Raw genomic sequence first — 16,175 nt, 5'->3', positions numbered from 1 at the left:
ACGAGCTGGAGATGGAGGTCTTCTCCTACCTCGAGGGCTTCTACAACACCCGCCGCCGGCACTCCCGGCTCGGCAACCTCAGCCCCACCGACTACGAGACCATGCAACTGACACAGAACGAGGTGTGTGCCTGACGGGGGTCACTTCAGGTCGGGCCCTTGCTGCTCGGGGGACGCGCCGGCGAGCCCTGTTGACCGCCGGTTGACAAGTCGTTTGCACGAGGCAAGATGAAACTCTCCGGGGGTGAGGCCGTGCACCTCGGTGCACGGCCTGGGCTGCTAGGAACGGAACCGGAGACCAGGACGACCCGGCGTTGGCGCGCCGGGTCGTCTGCTTGTGCAGGCTGACCAGAGCCGTCCTGACCTCTACGAACAGCATGCATCAGCGTGTGGCAGTCCGTAAGTGGACCCCCGGATAGGTGCTTCGGGTTGACCAGGGGCAATGTTGTCAACAGCACTTAGCGCGTGTACGCACTGACCTGCTGCTTCCAGCAGCCGCGCCCCCTAAAGGTGTCCATACGAGGCGGACAGGCCAGGACAGATCACGAGTTTATAACGATTTGGTGCCACGGTGTGGGTGCGCCAGGCGGCGGTTGCCGGTCCCAGGCGTCTACCGGCCGAGTCGCGCCTCGTGCGAGACGTCACGATAAGAGTCACTCTCTTCTGCTAAAGGGTTGTTTGGGGATCAAAACTGCCTGCATTGGTGCAGTTGAGGTTCAACCCATGTCGCAAAGTTAATCTTGTGCGACATGTTCGCTCAGGGTTCGGAAACTGACAGTTCGTTGGTGACGCAGGACTTTTGATGGTCGCGGAATGGTAGTTCTACGACGAAGGGGCGCGTGGGGCGGCGGTCGTACCTGACGGCTTCGGCGTTGATCCTGTCGGCTCGGTCGGCGTTCTACCATTCGGGCCGTGGTCAGCGAACCTGGTATCCGAGATTCTCGAGCGGCACTTGTCGCCTTCTGCATAGCGGTGGTCACCGGTTGCACCTCGCACACACCCACCCAGGGCGGAGCGGCCGCCACGACGAGTGCGACCACCGCAACGCCGACACAGCTGGCATCGTTCACGGTGGTGGCCACCGGGGACGTGCTGGTGCACCAAGGGGGAGCGCTCGTGGAGGGAGCGGCCGCGGCCGGTCGAGCACGGGGCAGCGACTATGACTTCAACGATGTCTTCTCCGACGTAGCCGCGGTGATCGGCGGAGCCGAGTTGGCGATCTGCCACCTGGAGACGCCGCTGGCACCACCGGAGGGCCCGTTCGAGGGCTATCCCACCTTCGACGTCCAGCCGCAGATCGTCGACGCACTGGCCGGCGCCGGCTACGACACCTGCTCCACGGCGTCGAACCATGCGATGGACGCTGGCTTCGACGGGCTGGTGCGCACCTTAGACACCCTCGATGCCCACGGAGTCGGCCACACCGGCAGCTTCCGCACCGAGCGGGACAGCCAGACGCCGCACATCATGAACGTCGGCGGCGTCCGGGTCGCCCAGATCGCCTGGACCTACGGGCTCAACGGCATCCCCGAACCCGAGGAGCGGCCCTGGGCGGTCAACAACTTCGACCCGACCACGCCTGAGGTAGGTGGCATGCTCGCCGATGCCCACCGCGCCCGCGCCGCTGGCGCCGAGGTCGTCATCGTCAGCCTGCACTGCTGTACCGAGTACCAAACAGACCCGAGTCCAGCCCAGGTCGCGATTGCGCAGGCGCTGCTAGCCTCGGCCGACGTCGACCTGGTGCTGGGTCACCACGCCCACGTGGTGCAGCCCTTCGAGCAGATCAACGGTAAGTGGGTGGCCTACGGACTGGGCAACCACATCGCCGAACAAGACCTGCCGGCCACCTACGACTCGGTGATCGCCCGCTTCACCTTCACCCGCGGCTCAGACGGCCGCATCAGCGTCAGCACTGCCGAGGCGATCCCCACCCAGATCCAGCACCGGGGCCAGGGCCTGGTCGTGGTCCCCACCCAGTCCGGCGACGCCGCCTACCAACGAGTCAGCGAGGTCGTCACTCGTCGCGGCGCGACCGACCCCGAACTGCTCGTCACTGTCGGCTGATCAGCGGGTGGCCAGGTCGCCGTGACGGCCGTCAGGTGGCCCTCGGGGGACACCGTGGGCCTCCACGCCGGCCCCCGCGCGACGCGCCGCCGAGCCGGCACTTACACTGTCGCGAGCGAGCCGGCCCTCACATGCGGCGCGAGAGGGCGCCGCCAGGAGGTGTGCCCCTGATGCAAGACTCCGACGCCCGTCCGACCGGCTCTTCGGTCGACCAACTGACCGCCGTACGCGAATGGATCTGGCGACACAGCAGTCAGCCCAACGGCGACCCATGGGACGGCGACCCCGAGCATCTGGAATGGGCCGCGCAGAACCTGCTCGATGATCTCGCGCGATGGCTCGACTCGCCTACCCGCTGATGCAGCCGATCGTCGGACCCCATTTCCTGACACCGAAGGACGGCACGTCCTCATACTCATGATTCCACCAGGCCATAGGACGTCCTGGTTCGTTCAATGATCCCCTTTGTCGGGGTTGACAGGTTACACCGGCGCCGTCAGGCTCGCGTGTCAGCCCGGCCAAAATCCCCCGAAACCTAAACTGGGTGGCGGTGCCTCGACTCGAGCGGTCGCGGTTTCATCATCCGCCGTTGAGCACGGGCCAAAGACGTCCACCGTGGTGGTCTTGCTCTACGACGTGGAGCGCGACGCCGATACCTACTTGATGAAGCTTGCGGCAGTTGCAGTGGCCCTTGAGTATCAAGGCGGCGGCTATGGTCTTGAGGCCATTGAGATGGCACTGCAAGCAGCCGAATCCAGAGCCTTCAGTGCCGGTTGTTCAGTCGTCACGGTGGTCGGCTTGGTGGATCCCAGCAACAAGCACAGCAAGAGCGCCTGCAGTAAAGCTGGGCTCACTCACTTCGGCGACAACGGGAAGTACGAGGAGTGGGGTGCGAGCATCGAGCTCCCGTTCGACATGCCACAGCGCTGAGCCTGGATAAGCCAGCCGAGGTGGCAGAGGTTGTGGGGCTTGTGCAAGCACCTGTGGACGATGGCGGCGAGGCGGGCACGGGGCGGCGGATCGTGAGGCATGCCTGGGACCCCACGAAACGGCCGACTATTGCTCACGGCCCGGGCGCCGGTTGATGCCACTTGGTCTCACGCCCGTGCGTCACTGACTGCCGACCGTCTCGAGCTGGCTAATGCAACGGTCGTGACCGTATCCATCCGTCTCCTCGAGGAACGCCGGTACGACCCACCCCGGTCTGTGGAGGTCGAGGACGGCGGCCGGTGGTGCCCCGGCTTCCAATCCCGGTGGCTCCTGTGCGATGACGGTCGGGGCTGGATGGCCCAGGTCGAGTACACGACGCAGCACGAGTGGGGCCGCGGAAAGCATGTGCAGTCCGTGCCGCCCGAGCGCGTTCGCCTCCATCGCCTGTGACTAGCCGCCCGCTAGTCCACCGATGACGCCGCGAGGAGTCCCGCCTGACCACCGAGCAGCTCGCAGCTCTCAAGCCCGGCGACACGGTCACCATCGAGTCGGCGCAGGACTTCCGCCGGCCGAGGCAGGTCACCGGAACTGTCGTCCGCGTAGCGGGCCCGCACATCTTCATGAAGGTCAGGAGCCCCCGCGGCACGGCCTTCCAGGAGTGCTACAGGCGCCGGGACGGCATCCGCGTCGGCGGCGTCGGCCGCGCCGAACTCGTCAACGCGGACACCACCAACCCCCAGGGGGCCTCCACCGAGCGAAGGCAGATCTTACGGGTCCAGGCCGCAGATCGGGCATGGGCGCGGAATCGATCCGACGCCGACAAGCTGCGGGACCTGCGGGCGGCAATCGAGGAAGCTCTCGGGGAGAGCGTGGCCGGGTAGCGCCGAGCCCTCCGGGGCTACGCCCTCATCAGATGTGCCAACTGACGACGAACCCACCGGCCTCGCAGAAGTCAGCGGCGTTCTCCAGCGCCATTCTCAGCCGATATGGAGACTCCGTCGGAATCTCCCCGTCCATGGAGCGCTGCAAAATCCCGCCCTCAGTAACGATCATCTTCAGCGCGTTGCGCAACGCCCCCGACTCGACCTGGTCCGCGTACAAGCTGGCAGCCCCACCGATCTGGTAGGCCTCTAACCAGCCAACGTCTTCGGCCCCAGCTGATAGCTCCCTCTCCAGCGTGTTGATCCAGCTGTACGCGTCGCCGGCTTCGGCGACGAACGTCTGGCATGCATACGTGTCGACCTGGCCGAGTGACGAAGCCGTAGTCGTGGGCGACGCCGAGGTCGTCATCGCGGTCGACGATGAGCTCGAGCTGCTGGGGCGGCTGGACGCTGCAGTTGACGCCGCCGCGGATGTGTCGGCCTCGTCACCTCCGCAGCCCGTCAGGAGCAGGCCGGCGGCGGCAAAGGCGGCGGGTAGGGGATGACGGGGCATGGGAGTCCTCTCTAGTGAGGCGGCGCCGCTTGGCCCGCCCCTGTGTCGTATCGGCAGGCCGCGCGTCACACCGGACGGGCCAGCTGTGTGGGGTAAGACGCTCGGCCATGCGGACAGTGAGTACCTGACGTTTGTGGTCCCGGTCGTCTTCCTGGTGCTCCCGGTGACCGTCCTCTTCGCGCTCTACCCCGGCTTGATCAGCATCGTCTCGCTGGCGCGATGAGCCCGCGGACACGACAGGAAGGACGCAGCATGCCCAGCTTCACGGGGGTCCTCGCGGCGCTGGCCGCACTGGCCGAACGCCTGACCGGTGACGATCCCGAGCGGGGCGACGTGCCCGGCTGGGTGATGATCACGGTGATGACGGCGGCGCTGGTGCTGGCCATCCTGATCCCGTTCCGCGAGGCGATCGTCGCCGCGGTCACCAACGCCCTGGCATCCGTCACGACCGGTGGCTGAGGCCCCTCTGGAGGGTCCCGCCGCGAGCGTGCGAGCGGTGGGGGGCAGAGGGGTCCCTTCGCCTGCAGAGGGGCCGTCCGGGGACCGTGAGCGGGGGGCCGCGGTCGTGGAGTTCGTGTTCGTGTCGGTGCTGGTCGTGGTGCTGCTGCTGGCGGTGCTGCAGGTCGCGGTCTACGTGCACGTGCGCAACGTGGTGACCGCCAGCGCGCAGGACGGCGCCCGGTACGCGGCCAACGCCGACGTGCCGTCGTCGGCCGGTGCCGACCGCACGGTGGCCGTGGTGGCGCGGGCGACCTCGCAGCAGACCGCCGACGGGCTGGTGTGCAGCTCGGCGCAGGAGGTCGACGCCAGCGGGGTGACCCTGGTGGTGGTCCGCTGCTCGGGCGCGGTGCCGACGCTGCTGGCCGGGCTGGGTGCGCTGCTGCCGGTCGAGGTCACCGGCCGGGCGGTGGAGGAGGCCCCGTGAGCTGGCTGCGGGCCCGGCTGGGCATGGTCGGCGGGGAGCGCGGCTCGGCGCTGGTGGAGTTCACCTTCATCGCGATCGTGGTGTTCGTGCCGCTGGTCTACGTCGTGGCCGGGTTCTCGGCGGTGCAGCGCGGGGTGTTCGCCTCCACGGCGGCGGCGCGGGAGGCCGGGCGGGCGATGGGCACCGCGCCGGACCCGGTCACCGGCGCGGCGCGGGCGGAGGCCGCCGCCCGGCTGGCGGTGGCCGACCAGTCGGTCGATGCCACCGATGTCGTGGTCGCCTACGCCCCGGCCGGGGCCGGCTGCGACGCCGCGGGCGGGTACGCGCCGACCCTCGTACCGGGGGAGGAGTTCTCCGTGTGCGTGACCGTCACGGTGCGCATCCCGCTGCTGCCGGAGTTCGTCGACGCCAACACCGCGACCGGCCAGTTCGTCGTCGAGCGCGACCGCTACGTCGACGCCTGACCGACGTCTGCCGGCGTCTCTCATGCCTTGCCGACACGACGACACCGGCAGTGCCCGGAGCACGCCCGCGGAGGTCGGTGACGGCAAGGTGGGGGACCGGACCCGCGCTCTCGGGAGGCCTCGTGCACCTCAGCCGGACCACGCCGCGCCGGACGGCGACCGCCCGCCGTCGGCGGATCCGCGTCATGTCCTACAACATCCACCACGGTCGGGGCGTCGACGACCGCCTGAATCTCGCCCGCACCGCGGCCGTGATCCGGAACTCCGGCGCCGACATCGCGGGCCTGCAGGAGGTCGACCGGCACTGGGGTGAGCGCAGCGACTTCGCCGACCAGGCGGCGGAACTGGCGCGGGAGCTGGCCATGCACGTCGTGTACGGCGCGAACCTGGACCTCGACCCGCTGGACCCCGGTGGGCCGCGGCGTCAGTACGGCAACGCCATCCTGTCCGACGCGCCCATCCGCGGGTGGCGGAACACCCTGCTGCCCCGCACGGGGAACCTCGAGCAGCGCGGCCTGCTGGAGGCGCTGGTCACCGTGCGGGGAGTCCCGGTGCGGGTGTTCACCACGCACCTGCAGCACAACAGCCAACAGGAGCGCATCGCCCAGATCGCCGCCGTCCGGGAGGTGATCGGCGGTGCCCAGGAGTCCGTCGTCCTCGCCGGCGACCTCAACGCCCGCCCGGGCACCCCGGAGATCGACGCCATCACCGAGGACCTCGTCGACGCGTGGGCCGAGGTGGGCGTGGGGAACGGCTACACGTTCTCGACGGAGAACCCCCACGCCCGCCTCGACTACGTCCTGCACAGCAACGACGTCGTGCCGCGTTCTGCCGCTGTGCTGAGCACCACCGGCTCCGACCACCTGCCGGTCATCGCCGATCTGGTTCTGCCCGGCCACAGCTCGACCGGTCGCGAGCCACCACGGGCCGCCACCAGGACCACGTCGACCGGCTGACCGACGGCCTCTGCGGGGCGTTCTCCGTGGATTGCCGGCGCGGTAGCACCCGCAGAGTGCGGGAAACCCCCGCAGAGGCCACCTCCGGTCAGTCGCCGTCCTCCTCGGTCGGCGGGTGCTCCCGCATCTGGGCCACGTAGTCCGCCGCGGTGGCCCAGCGGTCGACCCGGGCCAGCCGCCGACGCTCCAGCTCGCGCAGCCGGCTCTCCGGCGCGGCGACGACGAGGAAGTCGGCGTGGCGCTCCCACACGTCGAGCCCCAGCGGCAGGCCCAGCAGCCTCGCGACGCTGCTGCCGGTCTCCGGCGTCACGCGGGCGACCACCGGCTCGTCGCCCTCACCCGTGGTCACCGGGCTCCGGCCGCTCGAGGGCGCGCTCGATGAACGCGAACGCCGCGGGGCGGTTCTCCTCCCAGGTGGGCTGGATCTGGCTGGCCGGCAGGATGAACCCGCCCTCCTGCGCCGTGGCCGGTCGCAGCTCGACGGTGAACGACAGCGCGTCGTACTCGCCGTAGGTCCAGTCGGTGGTGTCACCCGCCGTCGGGTACAGCTCGGAGGACTGCTGCGCGGTGTAGGTCCTGCCGTGCACCTTCCGGATCAGCTGCTCCATCTCCTGGGCGAGGTCCCGGTGCGCGGCGAGGTCGGCGTCGTCCTCGATCGGGTCGGACGTGTAGCCCCACGGGTACAGGACCAGCTGCGAGTAACTGTGGTAGGTCAGCACGCCGCGGAACTGCTCGCGGGCGACGAGGTCCCGCACGGCGCGCACCTCGGGCTCGGAGAAGGCCCGCGGTCCGACGTAGGTGTCGTCCGACGGGACGTGGCTCGAGGTGTTGATGTCGAGCGTGCCCCACATGTAGCCGTAGTTGCGGTTCGGGTCGACGCCGATGCTGCCGTCCCGGTTGCGCCGCCGGTTCTTGCGCCACAGCCGGTTGTCGGTGCGGCTGAACTCGTGGCCGTCGGGGTTGACCATCGGCGCCACCCAGACCTCGCCCTGCTGCAGCCACCGCTGCACCGGGTCGGACGACGACTCCTCGAGCAGGTGCTCGGCCAGCCGGTAGGGGACCTCGACGGAGATCCACTCGCGCGCGTGGTGGCAGCCGAGGAAGGCGACCTTGGACGTGCTGCCGCGGCGCTCGCCGAGCCGCAGGGCCCAGATCGGCCGGTCCTCCACGCTGCGCCCGATCTCGTGCAGCTCGGCGATGTCCGGGTGCTCGTCGGCCAGGCGCCGCAGGTCCTCCTCCAGGCTCGCCGCGGAGTGGTAGCCGGTCGCGGCGGCGTCGGTGGCGAAGGTCGACAGGTAGGGCTCGATCATCTCCACCTGTTCGACGCTGTACCCCATGGCCTCCAGCCGGGCGGCCTGGGCCTCGTCGGTCTGCAGCACCAGGTGGTCGGGCTTGACTTCCCACACGTCCAGGCCGAGGGGGGCCGTGAGGAGCCGGGCCAGCGGAGCCCGCGTGCTCGTGGAGGTGACTGTCGCGATCAGGCTGGCCATCGGTCTCTCCCGTCCGTGGAAGCGGCGCCGCCGTGCTGCCCGAGCCCTCGGCTGGGGTGCCACTGCAGCACCGTGCGCGTGCATCCACCAGAGGCCTACGGGGGGCGCGAGATACCCGGCAGCCGCCGGATCCGCGCCGACGTGCCACCGCCCCCGGAAGGCGATCTTCGTCACACACAGCCACTGCGGTCTCCAGCGCGTGGCGGCACGCCGAGGGTGATGACCCGAAGCATCCGGACCGGCCACTCTCGGTACTCCCGACGGTACCTCTCGGTCCCGTGCACACCAACGCTCCGTGACGAACACTCCGAGCGAGGCGCCCCTCGGCCGGCTGGTCGCCCGATCGGTTGGTCAGGGACCAAGGACCCTGACTACGGTGCTGTCGGCCCCCGAGGGGGGTCCGAGACGAACGTGGAGTACCGGAAAGGCGCCACCCGACGCCAGCGCAGGTGCACGGGGTGAAGGCGGTCGCGAGGCCGCCGTCCTGTCAGGTCCCACCAGCCTGAAGGGAGCACCTGTGCCCTGCCCGCAGCGTCCTCGTCCTCGCCGCTCCCGGCGGTACTGACCGCACGACCGAGCACCGCTCCACCGTCCACCTGAGCTGAGCGCACGCCCGCTGCCGGGCGTCCCAAGCACGCCGCTGTGTCTCGCCTGCGACCCCGGTAGCGCCGATCGGCCTCCGGCCCGACTCCCGGGCCGGGCCGTTGCGTGCCTTCCCCTCGCTCACCTCCACGAACGGGTCTCTCCCATGCTCCCGAGCGTTCCCCTGTCCTGCCGCGCTGCGCGCCTCCGGGAAGGAGGCAGCCTCCTGGTCACGTCCCGACGTGGCTGAGACGCGGCCCGCCTACCCCTACGGCGACTTCAGCGAGCTCGCCGGACCCGTGCAGGAGCCGGCGGAGGACAACCGCGTCCGCTTCCGGCCGGTGACCCGCGGCGGGGCCCGTGCCCGGGCCTGGCTGCTGGTGACGGCGGCCCTGCTGTTCGAGGCACTGTTCCTGGTCTTCCTGCTGCGGCCGGCGAACCACCCCGAGTTCACCGGCGACTGGCAGTCGTACCTGGCCATGGCGCTGATCGGCAGCATCGCCGTCATCGAGGGCCTGCGCCTGGTGAACGTCTTCACCCTGGCGGTGGCGACACTCAACGCCCGCGACCCGATCCCGCAGACGCCGCTCACCGGTCAGCGCATCGCCTTCATCACCACGATCGTGCCGCGCAAGGAACCGATCGAGCTGGTGCGCCGGACGCTGGAGGCCGCCGTCGCCGTCCGGTACGAGGGCACGCTCGACGTCTGGCTGCTCGACGAGGGCGACGACCCGGCGGTGCGCGCCATGTGCGCGGAACTCGGCGTCCGGCACTTCAGCCGGCTGGGCGTCGCCGAGTGGAACCGGCCCACCGGCCGCCACAAGGCGCGCACCAAGCACGGCAACTACAACGCCTGGCTCCAGGCGCACGGCGACGACTACGACTTCTGGGTGTCGGTCGACACCGACCACGTGCCGCTGCCGAACATGGTCGAGCGGTTCATGGGCTACTTCCACGACCCGGACGTCGCCTTCGTCGTCGGCCCGCAGGTGTACGGGAACTACGACAACTTCGTCACGCGCGCCGCCGAGTCGCAGCAGTACCTGTTCCACAGCGTGCTGCAGCGGGCGGCGAACCGGTTCACCACCGCCATGTTCGTCGGCACCAACAACGCCGTCCGCATCTCGGCGCTGCGGGCCATCGGCGGTCTGCAGGACTCCATCACCGAGGACGCCGCGACCAGCATCGTCTGGCACGCCAGCACCAACCCGGAGACCGGCGCGGCCTGGAAGTCCGTCTACACCCCCGACGTCCTGGCGGTGGGCGAGGGACCGAGCACCTGGCGGGACTACTTCACCCAGCAGGGCCGGTGGGCCCGCGGTACCGACGAGGTCGTGCTGCGCCGCTTCTGGCGGCTGGCCCCGCAGCTGTCGTTGCCGCGGCGGATCCACTACGCCCTGCTGATGTCCTACTACCCGGCGACCGCGGTCAGCTGGGTCCTCGGCGCCACCAACCTGGTCGCCTACCTGCTCACCGGGGTGGCCGGCCTGCTGGTCTCGGCCCAGCTGTGGCTGATGCTCTACGTCAACGCCGCGGTGCTGCAGGTGGCCGTCTACTTCTGGAACCGGCGGCACAACGTGAGCCCACACGAGGAGGAGGGCTCCTCGGGCGTCAGCGGCATGGCGATCTCGGTGATGTCGACGCCGCTGTACGTCAGCGCGCTGTGGGCCGCCGTCCGCAACCGCAGCACCGGCTTCGCCGTCACCCGCAAGGGCGCGGTCAGCGGTGACCGGGCGTCGTCCTTCACCCGGCACCTCGCCTGGGCCGCCGTCCTGCTCGCCGCGCTGGTGGCGTCCCAGGTGCTCGGCCACACCCACGCAGCGATCCGCGTCTGGGCCGTGCTGAGCCTCGTCATGTGCCTGCTGCCCGTGGGGATCTGGGCCGCCGGGTCCGCCCGCCGGCAGCCCGTCCCCGAGCGGACGCCGACCCCCGCCGCCCCGGCCGTCGTCCGGACGACCCGTCCCCGCACGCCGGCCGTCACCTTCGTCGGCAACCGCGCGGCCGAGGTCCCCCAGCTCCAGGAGAGCACCCGATGAACCGACCCAAGCCCCGGCGCAGCCGCCGGCTGCGCAACGCCGCCCTGGTCAGCGCCACGGTGGCCGGGCTGGTGGCGGCCAACGGCCCGGTCGTCACCGCGGTGGCCCAGGAGGCCTACACCGACTACCAGCGCAGCCGCCCCGAGTACCAGGCCCGGCACGGCTCCTGGGAGACCATCGAGCTGCCCGAGGAGTACCGGGCGCAGGCCGTCCACGCCGCGCTGCTGTACACCGGCAAGGTGCTGCTCATCGCCGGGTCCGGCAACAGCGCCGAGGACTTCGAGGCCGGCAGCTTCCGGACGATCGTCTGGGACCCGGAGACCGGGGACACGACGGAGGTCCCGACGCCGGAGGACCTCTTCTGCGGCGGGCACGCCTACCTGCCCAACGGCAACCTGCTGGTCGCCGGCGGCACGAGCCGGTACGAGGTCCTGGCCGACGACGTCACGAAGGCCGCGGGCGTCCTCACCGTCAAGAACGAGCGCCTCGACGGCCCGGTCACCCTGCCCGCGGGCACCCGCTTCACCGCGCGCGGCAACGCGTACGTGTCGGCGGAGGAGGTCACCGTGCCGCCCGCGCACCAGATGGCCGACGGCACGCACATGGCCGGCCAGCAGGAGGTGTGGATCGAGGCCGAGGCGGAGGGTGAGCAGTACGTCGTCACCGGCGGCCAGCCGTTCCAGGTCGAGGAGCTCGACGCCGAGGAGCGGGCCACCCTCTACGGCGTCGGCGACACCATCACCCTGGACAAGCAGAACTACCGCGGGCTCGACGCCTCCTACGAGTTCGACGTCGCCACCGAGACCTACCGCGAGACCGACCGGCTGACCGAGTCGCGCTGGTACCCGACGCTGGTGGGCCTGGAGGACGGCGGCGTGCTCGCCGTCTCCGGCCTCGACGAGTACGGCCAGGTCGTCGACGGCGACAACGAGGTCTACGACCCCGAGACCCGCACCTGGGAGGACCGCCCCGACCTGGAGCGCTACTTCCCGACCTACCCGGCCCTGTTCCGCCTCGCCGACGGGCACCGGGTGTTCTACAGCGGCTCCAACACCGGCTACGGCCCGGCCGAGGAGGGCCGCCAGCCCGGCATCTGGGACCTCGAGGACAACAGCTGGGCCGACGTCGACGGCCTCCGCGACCCGGGCTTCAACGAGACCAGCACCTCGTTCCTGCTGGCGCCCGTGCAGGACCAGCGGGTGGGCATCGTCGGCGGCGGCGGGGTCGGCGACAGCGAGGAGTCCACGGCGCGCTTCGACGTCGTCAACCTCACGCAGCCCGAGCCGCGGTACGAGCCGGCCGGCACCGACTACCCGAGCCCGGCGCGGTACGTCAACGCCGTCACGCTGCCCGACGACTCCACGCTGCTCACCGGCGGCTCGGTCGGCTACCGCGGCAACTCGCAGAGCGACCTGCACCTGACGACCATGTACGACCCGCACAGCGGTCACCTGCACGAGGCGGCGCCGAACGAGGTGGGCCGCAACTACCACGGCACCGCGCTGCTGCTGCCCGACGGGCGGGTCATGACCATGGGGTCGGACCCGCTGTTCTCCGACGAGGAGAACACCATCCCCGGGACGTTCGAGACGCGCATCGAGGTCTACTCCCCGCCGTACCTCTTCGCCGGCGACCGCCCGGAGGTCACCGGGGCACCGGAGGAGGTCAGCCGCGGCAGCAGCTTCCCGGTCACGACCGAGGGGGCGGACGTCGCCGAGGCCCGGCTGCTGCGGCCCAGCGCCGTGACCCACCAGACCGACCCCGAGCAGCGCTCGGTCGCCCTGGACGTCCGGCGCACCGGGGCGGGGGCCTACGAGCTGGGTGTCCCCGAGGAGGAGGGCCTCACGCCGTCCGGCTGGTACATGTTGGTCGTGCTCGACGACGAGGGCGTCCCCTCCCCGGCGCGCTGGGTGCGCGTCGGATGAGGACACGACTGCACCGCCGAGGGTCCGTGCGGACCGCGGTGCTGGCCGCCGCGGCCGGCACCGCGGTGGCCTGCGGCAGCGCCGAGACGCCGGACGCCGCCGCGCCCGAGGAGTCCAGCCGGCTGGCGGGGGAGGAGCTGTGGCTCAACCCCGAGGGCCACGGCCCCGCCGCCGTCCAGCAGGCCCTCGCCGAGGGGCGGGCGGCGGACGCCGAGGCGCTCGCCCCGCTGGCCGAGCAGCCCACCGCCACCTGGATCGCCTCCCCGGACAACCCCTATCCGGCGGTGGAGGAGGTCTCCCGGGCCGCGGCCGCCGCCGGGGAGCTCCCGGTGCTGGTGGCCTACAACGTGCCCGGGCGGGACTGCGGGTCCTACTCCGCCGGCGGGGCCGCCGACGTCGACGCGTACCTGGCCTGGATCGGCAGCTTCGCCGCGGCCCTGGGCGACCGGCCCGCGGTCGTCGTCCTCGAGCCGGACGCCGTCCCGCAGGCGCTGGCCGGCTGCCAGGGGGTCGACCCCGCGGCGCGCTACCAGCTGCTCGCCCAGGCCGTGGACATCCTCGACCGGCAGCCGGGGACCCGCGTCTACCTGGACGCCGGCAACGCCAGCTGGGTGGACGACCTGCCGGCGCTCGCCGACGCGCTGCGCCGCAGCGGCGTCGACCGGACCGACGGGTTCGCCCTCAACGTCTCCAACTACGAGACCACCGAGGCGAGCGCGGAGTACGGGCTGGAGCTGTCCCGCGAGCTGGAGGAGGGCGCGCCGGAGGGCACGCCCACCGCCCACGCCGTCATCGACACCAGCCGCAACGGCGCAGGCCCGCCGGAGACCGCCGCCGGTGGTGAGGGCCGCTGGTGCAACCCGCCGGGCCGGGCGCTCGGCGAGCCGCCGACGACGTCCCCCGAGCTGCCCCGGGTCGACGCGCTGCTGTGGATCAAGCAGCCCGGCGACTCCGACGGCACCTGCGGAGGCGGGCCGCCCGCGGGGCAGTGGTGGCCGGAGATGGCCCTGGAGCTGGTGGACGGCGAGGACGGCTGAGAGGACCATCCTGGCCCCGGCCTCCCTGCAGGGTCCCGCCGTGAGCCTGCGAGCGGTGGGGGGGCAGGGAGGTCCTCCTCCTGCAGGGAGACCGACAGCCGCCCGGATCGGAGGCATGGCGCCGTGACCTCGGACTGGGAGCCGTTCTTCTCGTCGCTGGCGCAGGTCGCCGCCACGGCCTTCGCCGTCCTGCTCGCGACCCTGCAGGTGACGAGGAGGACGTGGCGGAGCTCGACGCTCAGGGCGGCCGCCGGAGCGCTGGCGCTCCTCGAACTGCTGGTGCCGCTCCTGGCCGGCGTCGTGGCCCTCATGCCGGGCAACCCGTGGCGGGTCGGCTACCTGCTCATGGGGTCCGTCGGCCTCCTCGGACTGGTCTGGCACGGCTGGCTCTACCTGCGGCACGAGGACGAGGCCGACACCTTCGACCAGCGGCAGATCCGGATCGGCCTCCCCGTGTCCCTGGGGGTCTACTTCGGCCTGGTCGCCTTCGCGTGGAACGGATCGCCGACCTCGCTCTACGTGGTGGGCGGCCTCAGCGCCTGGCTGCTGCTCTCCGGCTCCGGGGGGGCCTGGTTGCTCCTGGACGTCGGCCGTGGACGGGGCGCCGACGACGCGCACGGCGCCGCGACGAGGTCCGGGGAGACCCCGGCCGTCCGGTGACCCCCGGTGCTCAGCCCGCGCCGCGGCACTCGCGCAGGTAGTCCGGCCAGCTCCAGCCGGCGAGGAAGTCCCGGGCCGCCGCGGTGCCCGAGGCGATCAGCCGCGCCCGCTCGGCCGCGTCGACGTCGAACTCGGTGAGCCCGGTGCCGGTCGTGTCGATGGAGAACGCCCGGCGCCGCACGCACGGCTGCGCGAGGTGGGTGCGGTCGCGCCCGCTGATCGACGTCGCCACCAGGGAGTCCAGCAGCCGCAGCGGCCGGGGCAGCCACGGGGACCGGAACACCGACACGTCCTCCTCGGAGAGCGTGTCGCCGACGACCGCGCCGAACGTCGGCCAGCGCGGGGGAGCGGCGTCGGTGCGGTCGAAGGCCTCCAGCGGGAAGTTGGAGAGCACCCCGCCGTCCACCAGGGTCGAGCGGCGCCCGGTGCGCGGGTCGGTCAGCGTCCGCGGGGCGAAGAAGTAGGGGATGGCCAGCGAGGCCCGGACGGCGTCGGCGACCGGTTGGGCGTCGGGGTCCAGGCCGTAGTCCGGGTAGTCCCAGGGCAGCCGCAGCAGCCGGCCGCGGGTCACGTCGGTGGCCGTCACGACCAGCCGGTAGCGCTGCCACGGCGCCAGGGCGGGGTCGTCGCCGGGGTCGTCGCGGCGCAGGTCGCCGAAGGTGTGCACGCCCAGGTCGGCGAGCTCCTCCCGCACCCACTCGGTGATGTAGCGGCCGGGGTGCAGCCCGGACCGGGTGAGCAGCCCGAGCGCCGGGGCGACGACCGGCAGCGGCGCCCAGGCGTCGGGCACCCGGTCGTACGCGAGCCGGGACGCCCGCTCGAGCGCGGCGTCGGCGTCCAGTCCGGTGGCGAGGAACGCCGCGAGGACGGCGCCGGCCGAGGAGCCGGCGACCCGCTCGAACCGGTAACCGCGCAGCAGCTCGACGGCGGCGCCCACCAGGGCGATGCCCTTGACCCCACCGCCCTCGAGGACCAGGTCGGCCGGCAGCCGGTCGGGAGGGGGCATGCCCGCACCGTAGGCACGGCCCCTCCCGGTCCGCTCAGCCGCCGCGCTGGACCTCGGCGGCCACCACGCCGCGCAGCGCGAGCAGCAGCGCGTCGTCGGAGGCGTCGCCGCGCTGCAGGGCGTCGCGGGCGCGCTCGGGCAGCGTGGCGAGGTCGACGTCCTCGAGCCAGGCCGTGTCGCCGGCCACCCGTCGGCCCACCTTGACGGTCCCGCCCTCGGGGCGGAGCACGTACTCCTCGCTGTCGACCGTGATGGTCATCTCGTCGCTCATGGCCCCCGCCCTACCCCGCGGACCTGTCTCTCCACCCCTGCAGGATGGGGCCCGTGACGGAGGACGTGTGCGAGATCGTGGTCACCGGAAGTGACGCCGAGTGGCTGAGCGGGTACACACGGACACTGGTGGAGGAGAGACTGGTGGCGTGCGGCCACCAGTTCGCCGCGATCCGGTCGGTCTACCGCTGGGAGGGTGCCGTGCACGACGAACCCGAGGCGCGCGTCGCGCTGCACACCCGCCGGTCGCTGGTGCCGGCGGTCGTCGCACGCACCGCCGAGCTCCACCCGTACGACGTCCCCTGCGTGATCGCCCTGCCGCTCACCGGGGGCAACCCCGGCTACCTCGACTGGGTGGTCCGGGAGACCCGGGAGCCGGAGGGCGGGGAGGCGTGAC

Annotated in this window: 18 protein-coding genes; 13 read left to right on the top strand and 5 right to left on the bottom strand. The window is 71.6% G+C overall.

The features are described from left to right. Positions 1–11: 11 nt before the first annotated feature. The 4 genes from ACI78Z_RS16600 to ACI78Z_RS16585 all read left to right on the top strand — a co-directional run bounded on the left by ACI78Z_RS16600 (position 12) and on the right by ACI78Z_RS16585 (position 2,993). On the top strand, positions 12–134 hold the full coding sequence (locus ACI78Z_RS16600; protein WP_457037642.1) for an IS3 family transposase: 123 nt from the start codon (positions 12–14) through the stop codon (positions 132–134). 939 nt (positions 135–1,073) lie between these two features. Then, positions 1,074–2,063 (top strand): CapA family protein, encoded by a 990-nt coding sequence (locus ACI78Z_RS16595; protein WP_457037641.1) that lies wholly within the window; start codon positions 1,074–1,076, stop codon positions 2,061–2,063. 170 nt (positions 2,064–2,233) lie between these two features. Beyond that, entirely contained in the window at positions 2,234–2,422 is a 189-nt protein-coding gene (locus ACI78Z_RS16590) for a hypothetical protein (protein WP_457037640.1), read from the top strand. A 265-nt stretch (positions 2,423–2,687) separates the two neighbouring features. Beyond that, positions 2,688–2,993, top strand: a complete 306-nt coding sequence (locus ACI78Z_RS16585; RefSeq protein ID WP_457037639.1) for a hypothetical protein — start codon at positions 2,688–2,690, stop codon at positions 2,991–2,993. 909 nt (positions 2,994–3,902) lie between these two features. Here ACI78Z_RS16585 and ACI78Z_RS16580 read toward each other — a convergent pair. Beyond that, positions 3,903–4,283 (bottom strand): hypothetical protein, encoded by a 381-nt coding sequence (locus ACI78Z_RS16580; protein WP_457037638.1) that lies wholly within the window; start codon positions 4,281–4,283, stop codon positions 3,903–3,905. A 396-nt stretch (positions 4,284–4,679) separates the two neighbouring features. On the opposite strand from ACI78Z_RS16580, the gene ACI78Z_RS16575 reads away from it, so the two are divergent. The 4 genes from ACI78Z_RS16575 (at position 4,680) to ACI78Z_RS16560 (ending at position 6,772) form a co-directional block, all read left to right on the top strand. Beyond that, positions 4,680–4,886: a hypothetical protein gene (locus ACI78Z_RS16575; RefSeq protein WP_457037637.1), complete on the top strand. Its 207-nt coding sequence runs from the start codon at positions 4,680–4,682 to the stop codon at positions 4,884–4,886. Between the two features lie 106 nt (positions 4,887–4,992). Further along, positions 4,993–5,352, top strand: a complete 360-nt coding sequence (locus tag ACI78Z_RS16570) for a TadE/TadG family type IV pilus assembly protein (protein ID WP_457037636.1) — start codon at positions 4,993–4,995, stop codon at positions 5,350–5,352. Then, on the top strand, positions 5,349–5,816 hold the full coding sequence (locus ACI78Z_RS16565; protein ID WP_457037635.1) for a hypothetical protein: 468 nt from the start codon (positions 5,349–5,351) through the stop codon (positions 5,814–5,816). Before ACI78Z_RS16570 ends, ACI78Z_RS16565 begins: the two co-directional genes overlap by 4 nt. Before the next feature lie 122 nt (positions 5,817–5,938). Then, positions 5,939–6,772 carry an endonuclease/exonuclease/phosphatase family protein gene (locus ACI78Z_RS16560; RefSeq protein WP_457037634.1) on the top strand — a complete coding sequence of 278 codons (834 nt, stop codon included), beginning with the start codon at positions 5,939–5,941 and terminating at the stop codon, positions 6,770–6,772. Between the two features lie 88 nt (positions 6,773–6,860). Here ACI78Z_RS16560 and ACI78Z_RS16555 read toward each other — a convergent pair whose 3' ends face one another. Together ACI78Z_RS16555 and ACI78Z_RS16550 are read right to left on the bottom strand one after the other, a co-directional pair. Next, positions 6,861–7,121 carry a hypothetical protein gene (locus ACI78Z_RS16555; RefSeq protein ID WP_457037633.1) on the bottom strand — a complete coding sequence of 87 codons (261 nt, stop codon included), beginning with the start codon at positions 7,119–7,121 and terminating at the stop codon, positions 6,861–6,863. Beyond that, positions 7,108–8,262: a M14 family metallopeptidase gene (locus ACI78Z_RS16550; protein WP_457037632.1), complete on the bottom strand. Its 1,155-nt coding sequence runs from the start codon at positions 8,260–8,262 to the stop codon at positions 7,108–7,110. The genes ACI78Z_RS16555 and ACI78Z_RS16550 overlap by 14 nt, the downstream gene beginning before the upstream one ends. A gap of 824 nt (positions 8,263–9,086) precedes the next feature. Between ACI78Z_RS16550 and ACI78Z_RS16545 the strand changes: the two genes are divergently transcribed. The 4 genes from ACI78Z_RS16545 to ACI78Z_RS16530 all read left to right on the top strand — a co-directional run bounded on the left by ACI78Z_RS16545 (position 9,087) and on the right by ACI78Z_RS16530 (position 14,502). Continuing rightward, complete coding sequence (locus ACI78Z_RS16545; RefSeq protein WP_457037631.1) at positions 9,087–10,880, top strand: glycosyltransferase family 2 protein; 1,794 nt, start codon at positions 9,087–9,089, stop codon at positions 10,878–10,880. Next, on the top strand, positions 10,877–12,805 hold the full coding sequence (glxA, locus tag ACI78Z_RS16540) for a radical copper oxidase GlxA (RefSeq protein WP_457037630.1): 1,929 nt from the start codon (positions 10,877–10,879) through the stop codon (positions 12,803–12,805). Before ACI78Z_RS16545 ends, glxA begins: the two co-directional genes overlap by 4 nt. A gap of 26 nt (positions 12,806–12,831) precedes the next feature. Further along, positions 12,832–13,842: a glycoside hydrolase family 6 protein gene (locus ACI78Z_RS16535; protein WP_457037629.1), complete on the top strand. Its 1,011-nt coding sequence runs from the start codon at positions 12,832–12,834 to the stop codon at positions 13,840–13,842. A 123-nt stretch (positions 13,843–13,965) separates the two neighbouring features. Further along, positions 13,966–14,502, top strand: a complete 537-nt coding sequence (locus ACI78Z_RS16530; RefSeq protein WP_457037628.1) for a hypothetical protein — start codon at positions 13,966–13,968, stop codon at positions 14,500–14,502. A gap of 10 nt (positions 14,503–14,512) precedes the next feature. On the opposite strand, the gene ACI78Z_RS16525 is transcribed toward ACI78Z_RS16530, so the two are convergent. Further along, positions 14,513–15,508, bottom strand: a complete 996-nt coding sequence (locus ACI78Z_RS16525; RefSeq protein WP_457037627.1) for a patatin-like phospholipase family protein — start codon at positions 15,506–15,508, stop codon at positions 14,513–14,515. A 34-nt stretch (positions 15,509–15,542) separates the two neighbouring features. Beyond that, the gene (locus ACI78Z_RS16520; protein WP_457037626.1) at positions 15,543–15,779 is read right to left on the bottom strand and encodes a hypothetical protein; all 237 of its coding nucleotides are present in this window, start codon (positions 15,777–15,779) and stop codon (positions 15,543–15,545) included. Between the two features lie 53 nt (positions 15,780–15,832). Between ACI78Z_RS16520 and cutA the strand changes: the two genes are divergently transcribed. Then, a complete protein-coding gene (gene cutA, locus ACI78Z_RS16515) occupies positions 15,833–16,174 on the top strand; it encodes a divalent-cation tolerance protein CutA (RefSeq protein WP_457037625.1) in 342 nt (113 codons plus the stop codon). Position 16,175 lies beyond the last annotated feature (1 nt).

Source organism: Geodermatophilus sp. SYSU D01176 (assembly GCF_054050015.1).
This window is presented reverse-complemented; position numbering and strand designations above follow the sequence as displayed.

Coding starts and splice junctions, on each gene's coding strand:
- ACI78Z_RS16575 (WP_457037637.1), top strand. CDS start 4,680: ATGCCCAGCTTCACGGGGGTCCTCGCGGCGCTGGCCGCACTGGCCGAA.
- ACI78Z_RS16590 (WP_457037640.1), top strand. CDS start 2,234: ATGCAAGACTCCGACGCCCGTCCGACCGGCTCTTCGGTCGACCAACTG.
- ACI78Z_RS16520 (WP_457037626.1), bottom strand. CDS start 15,779: ATGAGCGACGAGATGACCATCACGGTCGACAGCGAGGAGTACGTGCTC.
- glxA (WP_457037630.1), top strand. CDS start 10,877: ATGAACCGACCCAAGCCCCGGCGCAGCCGCCGGCTGCGCAACGCCGCC.
- ACI78Z_RS16580 (WP_457037638.1), bottom strand. CDS start 4,283: ATGACGACCTCGGCGTCGCCCACGACTACGGCTTCGTCACTCGGCCAG.
- ACI78Z_RS16525 (WP_457037627.1), bottom strand. CDS start 15,508: ATGCCCCCTCCCGACCGGCTGCCGGCCGACCTGGTCCTCGAGGGCGGT.
- ACI78Z_RS16600 (WP_457037642.1), top strand. CDS start 12: ATGGAGGTCTTCTCCTACCTCGAGGGCTTCTACAACACCCGCCGCCGG.
- ACI78Z_RS16550 (WP_457037632.1), bottom strand. CDS start 8,262: ATGGCCAGCCTGATCGCGACAGTCACCTCCACGAGCACGCGGGCTCCG.